This is a genomic window from Cysteiniphilum marinum, from assembly GCF_014857925.1.
Classification (GTDB): Bacteria; Pseudomonadota; Gammaproteobacteria; order Francisellales; family Francisellaceae; genus Caedibacter; species Caedibacter marinus.
This window is the reverse complement of record NZ_JACYVZ010000017.1, coordinates 49,954-56,661: the sequence shown is the minus strand read 5'-3', so window position 1 is coordinate 56,661 and position 6,708 is coordinate 49,954. Positions and strand designations below refer to the sequence as shown.

At 38.3% G+C, this 6,708-nt stretch carries 7 protein-coding genes; 1 reads left to right on the top strand and 6 read right to left on the bottom strand.

Annotated elements, in window-relative coordinates:
* Positions 1-559: 559 nt before the first annotated feature.
* The 4 genes from IE867_RS08910 to IE867_RS08895 form a co-directional block, all read right to left on the bottom strand.
* On the bottom strand, positions 560-1,090 hold the full coding sequence (locus tag IE867_RS08910) for a M15 family metallopeptidase (RefSeq protein ID WP_192484369.1): 531 nt from the start codon (positions 1,088-1,090) through the stop codon (positions 560-562).
* The gene (locus IE867_RS08905) at positions 1,080-1,664 is read right to left on the bottom strand and encodes a DUF4823 domain-containing protein (RefSeq protein ID WP_192484368.1); all 585 of its coding nucleotides are present in this window, start codon (positions 1,662-1,664) and stop codon (positions 1,080-1,082) included. The genes IE867_RS08910 and IE867_RS08905 overlap by 11 nt, the downstream gene beginning before the upstream one ends.
* An 87-nt stretch (positions 1,665-1,751) precedes the next feature.
* Positions 1,752-2,327 (bottom strand): GTP cyclohydrolase I FolE, encoded by a 576-nt coding sequence (gene folE, locus IE867_RS08900; protein WP_192484367.1) that lies wholly within the window; start codon positions 2,325-2,327, stop codon positions 1,752-1,754.
* 13 nt (positions 2,328-2,340) lie between these two features.
* A complete protein-coding gene (locus tag IE867_RS08895) occupies positions 2,341-3,117 on the bottom strand; it encodes a type III pantothenate kinase (RefSeq protein ID WP_192484366.1) in 777 nt (258 codons plus the stop codon).
* Positions 3,118-3,281: 164 nt separating this feature from the next.
* Between IE867_RS08895 and IE867_RS08890 the strand changes: the two genes are divergently transcribed.
* The gene (locus tag IE867_RS08890) at positions 3,282-4,472 is read left to right on the top strand and encodes a Bcr/CflA family efflux MFS transporter (protein ID WP_192484365.1); all 1,191 of its coding nucleotides are present in this window, start codon (positions 3,282-3,284) and stop codon (positions 4,470-4,472) included.
* Here IE867_RS08890 and IE867_RS08885 read toward each other — a convergent pair.
* Complete coding sequence (locus IE867_RS08885) at positions 4,469-5,104, bottom strand: hypothetical protein (protein ID WP_192484364.1); 636 nt, start codon at positions 5,102-5,104, stop codon at positions 4,469-4,471. The genes IE867_RS08890 and IE867_RS08885 overlap by 4 nt on opposite strands.
* A gap of 170 nt (positions 5,105-5,274) precedes the next feature.
* A complete protein-coding gene (locus tag IE867_RS08880) occupies positions 5,275-6,696 on the bottom strand; it encodes a dihydrolipoyl dehydrogenase family protein (RefSeq protein WP_192484363.1) in 1,422 nt (473 codons plus the stop codon).
* Positions 6,697-6,708: the final 12 nt, after the last annotated feature.

Genomic DNA, 6,708 nt, shown 5'->3' with positions numbered 1-6,708 from the left:
TTTACAGGGTCAATACGCCCTAAATTAACGATCCAATCTATCATCTATCTGCTCCAACCAAGTTAATATTATACACTTGATTAGAATTAAACCGGTGAGCTGTAGATTTAATCATCTCATCTCCTTTGTTGTAATTAGTTCAAGGTGCACGAAATATAAAGTAACCGTAGTTTTCCCATCTCGGCTCTGTTAGAGAATGAAACAATATCAAACACAAATAAAGAATCGAATAATAACAAAAAGTAATGGCTAAATTTATTAAAGTTCGCCCTTCATTAAGCAGGGCTGTTTGCACTCTAAAGAATTTCATCGGTTATACTAAAAGAGCTGGACTTCCCCAAGTTTTTATCAAACGGCAATCCCAATAATCATTTGAATCCATGAATTTCTATGCTTTTTAGCTCAGATCCATCATTTTGACAAACCCTGAGCTTATTCTGGTGCTTATCAATAACTTTCGTGCTGTAGAAAAGGTGTATTGAGGTTTAGTGACATTATATACGTTGTAAACGTCATGTTGACTCACAACTTGCTTAGAAATCGCTGATCATAGCACAACTTAAGATGTTTTATAACACCAATGCCAAGGTTCATAAATAAACCCGTACACATTGTCTCGTGGATAGCTTAAAGTGAATTGGAACTCATGGGCATGCTTTAATAACCATTTAAAAGCTTTGGTTTGCTCAAAGCTTTCTGTTAGCACTTCATCCTCCTCATCTGAGGTAAAATCCAAAGCACAGCCCGTGTGATGCTCACTAAATCCAGGTAAAGCTGATACTTTTAAAATATCCTCTAGCAATAAACCTTTATTTAACTTATTTAAAATAATATTGGCTTGATATAGGTAACTACGAAATGCTGAAACGATCATCAAGTTAACACCCTCTTGCAAAGCACTTTGCTGCATTTTCAGCCATGCATGATATGCCTCATGTTGCATATAATAATCTCGATCAAACACATCTTTACCACCACAGATGAGCGTCGACTCTGGGCATTCTTTAAAAAATGGTTGATTTGCGTTATCGGCAAATGCTATTGGCAAAATCGCATAAGCACTATCAAGCTTGTGATGATTATGAGGCATTAGCTGGCTTTCCTTGCATAAATAAACTCTCGGCAATTTCGATTAATGGTTCATGCAATAGCTCAAGCGGTGTTTTTTCAAACCCTGGCATTTTTGAGCTTGTGCTATTAATATGCACTTCATCAATAAGCTGGTTCGTTCTTAGATCATATATTTTAATACTTAACCCAACTTGATCAGCAACACCAGTTAATAATGTGTAACTTTCTGTCCATTTATTGATTCTAGGCAAAATAAAATAGTCATACTTCTTATCACGTGCTGCTAAATATTCAAACTGTGCCGACTGAAAATGTGATGCTAGCGTCAGTGTTTTAAAATGATCTTTTAGTGCATCGTTTAGTGCTAATAACGTTTTCTTCGCACTTTCTGGATAACTATGCAAATCATCATAGCCATTATTAGGATACGCCATATAAGCGCTGGAACCATTGGGCAACTTTACCAAGCCATCACGAAAGTGAATATCATTACGCTGTGCTGCGACTGTCTTTTGCATCGAGTTTGCAACGATTTCATGCGTGCTTGCACAACCTGTCATTAAAAAGCAAAGACCTAAAAAAAGCTTTTTCATTCTTGTTAAAAACAAAACTAACGATACAAATATTATACAGGTTATAATACTAAGACCAAGTAAACGCAGCGCTTTTTTTGACTTTTCCTACAGTCCTGAAATCAGTGACATCAACTCACTGCGGCTTTTCTCATCTTTTCTAAAGATTCCTCGCATACAACTTGTCACTGTTGATGTTTCAGATTTATGCACGCCTCGTGTAGTCATACACTGATGCATTGAATCAATAATTACGGCAACACCTTTGGGTGCTAGTGCTTTTTCAATCGCCAAAGCAATCTGCATAGTTAAGCGCTCTTGTGTTTGTAGGCGTTTGGCAAACACATCTAACACACGCGCTATTTTACTGATGCCTACAACTTTACCATTCGGCAAATAAGCAACATGCGCTTTACCAATAATTGGCACCATGTGGTGCTCACAATACGACTCTAAGCGCATATTCTTTAAAAGCACAATCTCATCATAGCCTTCAACATCTTCAAATGTCTTTGATAGGATCTCATCAGGGTCTTCCTCGTATCCCTTGAAAAATTCAGCATATGATTTAATAACACGCTTGGGTGTTTCAATTAACCCTTCACGATTAGGGTCTTCACCAATATATTCTAATAACGTCTTAATTGCTTCTTCAGCTTGTTGCACGTTTGGCTTTTTTATCATATTTTCTACTTCGTTATTTATTTTTATCAAATGCTATTTTAATACCCTGCAACACCAAATCCGGCACAATGGCATCAAATAACCCAGAGACATTAAATAATTGCGAAAACCCACCCGTTGCAATCGTTATTACTGTATTTGGGTCTGTTTTCAATTCCTGAATCATTGCTGATTTAAGCTCTTTTAATGCACCTAAATGTCCATAGTAAATACCCGATTGCAGATTAGTATCAGTATCCTTGCCTATTGCCATCATTGGTTTGACAATACTCACTGACGATAGCTGAGCAGCATTACTACTTAATGCTTCAAGTGAAATACGCACGCCCGGCAAAATAGCGCCACTTAAATAGGCTTTATCTTTACGCACCACATCAAAAACTGTCGCTGTACCCAAATCAATCACCAAAATATCTTTATTGGCAAATAACTCAACAGCAGCAATGCATCCTGCAATTCGATCAGCACCAACCTCTTTGGGTGTTGCCACTTGCATCTTTAGTCCTGTTTTGACACCAGGTTGCAAGAAAAATGGTTCAAAATCAAAATACTTTAAAATGGCAGAACGCAGTGAATAATTAATTGCCGGCACCACAGAGGCAATAGCAACACCCGTTATTTTATTTGGATCAAGACTATTCTCACTTAGTGCTTGCCTTAGAAAAATACCTATTTGATCTGAGCTGCCATGCGCTGAAGCTGTGTTATAACGAAACTGTAATATCAACTCATCATCATCAAAAACACCCGCATGAATATGCGAGTTGCCAACATCTAAAGTAAGTAACATTTATCTTTTAAATATTTCCGCTTAGTTTGAGTCGCAGTATATACCCATCATTAATTCATTTACAGCATTAATCAATGTTTTTTAAGTGTCTGAGGCTATTATTTTTTACGGTTTGCGTTATGATGGCGACAAGTTTATTCGACACTACATATTGAAGTATAAACATGGCTAATTTTGATCGTCATTTTTATCGCATTTTATTGCTTATTATTTTGCTGACTGCCGCAGGGCAAATGACTAATACCATTTATGTGCCTGCACTCACACAGATGGCGCATGAGTTTTCCGTTAGCGTTGGTCGTATGCAAGCCGTGATTGCTTGCTATCTATTTCCTTATGGTTTGCTCCAATTCTTTTATGGCCCTTACTCCGATCGCTTTGGTCGCAAGCCAATGATTTTAATCGGTATTGTCTTTTTTACACTGGGATCTATCTTAGCTATTTTTGCAACGCACTTTATAACCCTTTTAATTGCAAGCTTCCTACAAGGAAGTGGCATTGCTGTTGCCGGTGTTATGGCGCGAACTGTTATGCGTGATTTATATTCTGGCACGAAGCTGCATAGTGCTAATAGCATTATGGCAATTGCACTTATCTTTGCACCCTTACTTGCGCCTTTGTTGGGAGGTTTTTTTACTGATCTTCATAGTTGGCGTGCTATCTTTATCTTTCTTACAGTTTACGGCATTCTGCTTCTTATTATTCAATGGATTTTCTTCCCTGAAACTAACCAGCAGAAATCAAACAAAGGTAACCTCTTAGCCAAATATAAAACCGTATTAACCAATGGTAACTTTATCATCAATCTTATTTTATTGATCGTTGCCAATGGAGGCATCGCTGTATTTGAGGTCAGCTCAGGCGCCTTGTTTACTTCTGTTTTAAAACTTTCTCCAGCAGTTGCTAGCTTGTTGTTTATCATCCCTCTGCCTTGTTATATGTTTGGCAGTTTTCTCTCAGCACGCCTTGCACGACGCTATAGCCTTGATCGCTTATTACTCATTGGTTGTTTTACCCTTTTGATTAGCGGTATTGCACTTGGTTTGTCCTATTATATATTTGGTGTAACAAGTCTGAGCATTATTCTACCAGGCTGTTTGTACTTCTTAGGATGCGGGCTGATTTTCCCTACCGCAACCACCAAAGCATTAGAAGAATTCCCAAGTATCGCAGGAACAGCAGGAGCTGTTTTGGGTGGTGCGCAAAACTTCGGTGCTGGATTATTAACGGCATTAGCTGCCTTTATTCCTTTAAAGAATCAACTACCTTTGGCAATTATATTATCCACTTTGTCTGTATGCGCTTTAGTTAGCATAATGATGAGTCAGCGCTCACGCATTGTGAGAGTAAATTAAAAGTTCAAAGACATCTTTTGTAATTCGCTTACAGGCACTTTTTTTACTTCTTTTTGCACTTTGCCATCTTTACCCAACCATTCTCTTGTTACCGTAGCAGTCTTGCCGTCTTGATTAGTTTGAATGCTTACGGAATTAAATGAACGCTGCATCTGATTAGCATTATTAGCATTCGGACTTGCATTTGATGCTAGCGTTTTTGGTGCAGGCTGGACTGCTGCTTGTGCTGGTGCATTTTGTGATTGTGCTTGACTCATTTGCTGCTTTAACTGCTGCATTTGCTGTTGAAGATTATGTGCTGCCTGTTGATATCTTTGCTCAAATGCCTGACGTTCAGCTTCTAACTGTTTTTGTTGCATATTAAGTGCATTCACGGCTTGTTGGTATTGTGTTTGCATTTGCGCATGTTTAACTTGTGCCGTATTTACCCACCCCACTTGTCCTGTTTGTGTGTCCGCAACTTTAATCCAGTTGTCTTTTTGGAAGAATTGAATATATTGATTTTGATTCTGATCAGTTAGCTCAGATACCACTTTAGCATTAGTATTTGGCTCATTGTAAACTTGATAAGTCGCGGCAAAAGCAGCACTAGAAGTTGCAATTAAACCCAAAGATAATAATAGTTTTTTCATGTTAATTCCTTAAGTGTTAAGTTAATTTAAATCGTCAATCAAAAGATTGATTATGCTTAAAAACACAACAAAATTAAAAGGGAAATCTTAACAAAAACTTAAGGGTTCAAGCACTAGATATAAAAGACTGAAATTCATTCATACAAAAGCTCTAACAGATACTATCGAAACTAAAACCATTTCAATAACAAACGAACAAATTGACGTGTTTTAGCACTATATAACTTAGGCGTATAAAAGCTACCTGCAGTGCGCTTACTTAGCTCACTCAAAGTCGGATAGGGTGCAATGAAACTTGCCATATGTTTGACTTTTAATTTATTCTTAATGGCAATTGTCCATGGTGTAATAAGCTCTCCGGCACTCTCACCCACAATTGAAACGCCCAATATATGACCTTTACTAGTGACTGCCACTTTGATTAAACCATTAGTTGCGTGACTTGCTTGTGCCCGATCATTATCGGCAAAGCTTAATTGTAATATTTGGGCTCCCTGTTTTTCAGCTTTTTTAATCGCTAACCCCGTATGCGCAATTTCAGGTGTGGTATATGTCACCCAAGGAAAGCTGGAATGATCAACTTTAGCCGGCAGTTTAAACAGCATATTCTGAATAACAATGCCTGCATGATAGCCCGCCATATGCGTAAATTGTAATGGACTGGCAATATCTCCAATAGCATAAATATGTTTATGATTAGTGCGTAAGCGTTTATCGACATTAACGCCATGTGGCGAATAGACAACACCTGCTTTATCCAAATCAAGTTTCTCAATATTTGGCATGCGCCCTGTCGCCATTAAAACATGGGATGCTTGAAGTCGTTTTTGTTGCCCATTATGCTCGTAATCAATATATTTAATATCATTATTATCTTGGCTAAATGATTGAATTTTTACATTCGTCATAACATCGATACCAAGCTTGACAAATTCATCCATCACGATGGCTTTGCAATCACTATCGGCAGGACCCAGTATTTCAGAGGCCGCTTCCAACAATGTTACCTGTGAACCAAGTAAAGAATAGCTTTGGGCAAGCTCACAACCTATTGGACCGGCGCCAACAATCACTAAATATTGTGGCAATTCGGTTAAATCAAAAATGGTTTCATTCGTCAGATAGTCAATCTCAGATAATCCTGTTAATGGCAAAATGCGTGCACGTGACCCGGTTGCTAATACGATATATTTTGCGGTGATACGATACTCACCTGCTTCAACTGTTTTTGCATTGATAAAACGAGCATTGGCATTAATCACCTGAACACCAAGCGATTCAAAGCGTTCAACCGAGTCATGTGGTTCAATTGTTGCAATCACTTGATGAATGTGCGCATGAACTGCTTTGAAGTTCACCTCTCCATGTGCTTTGACTCCAAATTGTGGCGCTTTGTTTATATGATGCTGTATGCGTGCTGCTTCAATCAGTGCTTTAGATGGCACACAACCATAATTCAAACAGTCGCCACCCATTTTACCTCCTTCGCACAATACCACTTGAGCACCCATTTGTGCAGCGCCCGCAGCAACAGACAAACCACCTGATCCGCCGCCAATAACACAAATATCTGTTTGTATATTTCTTATCATCTGACAAAATCC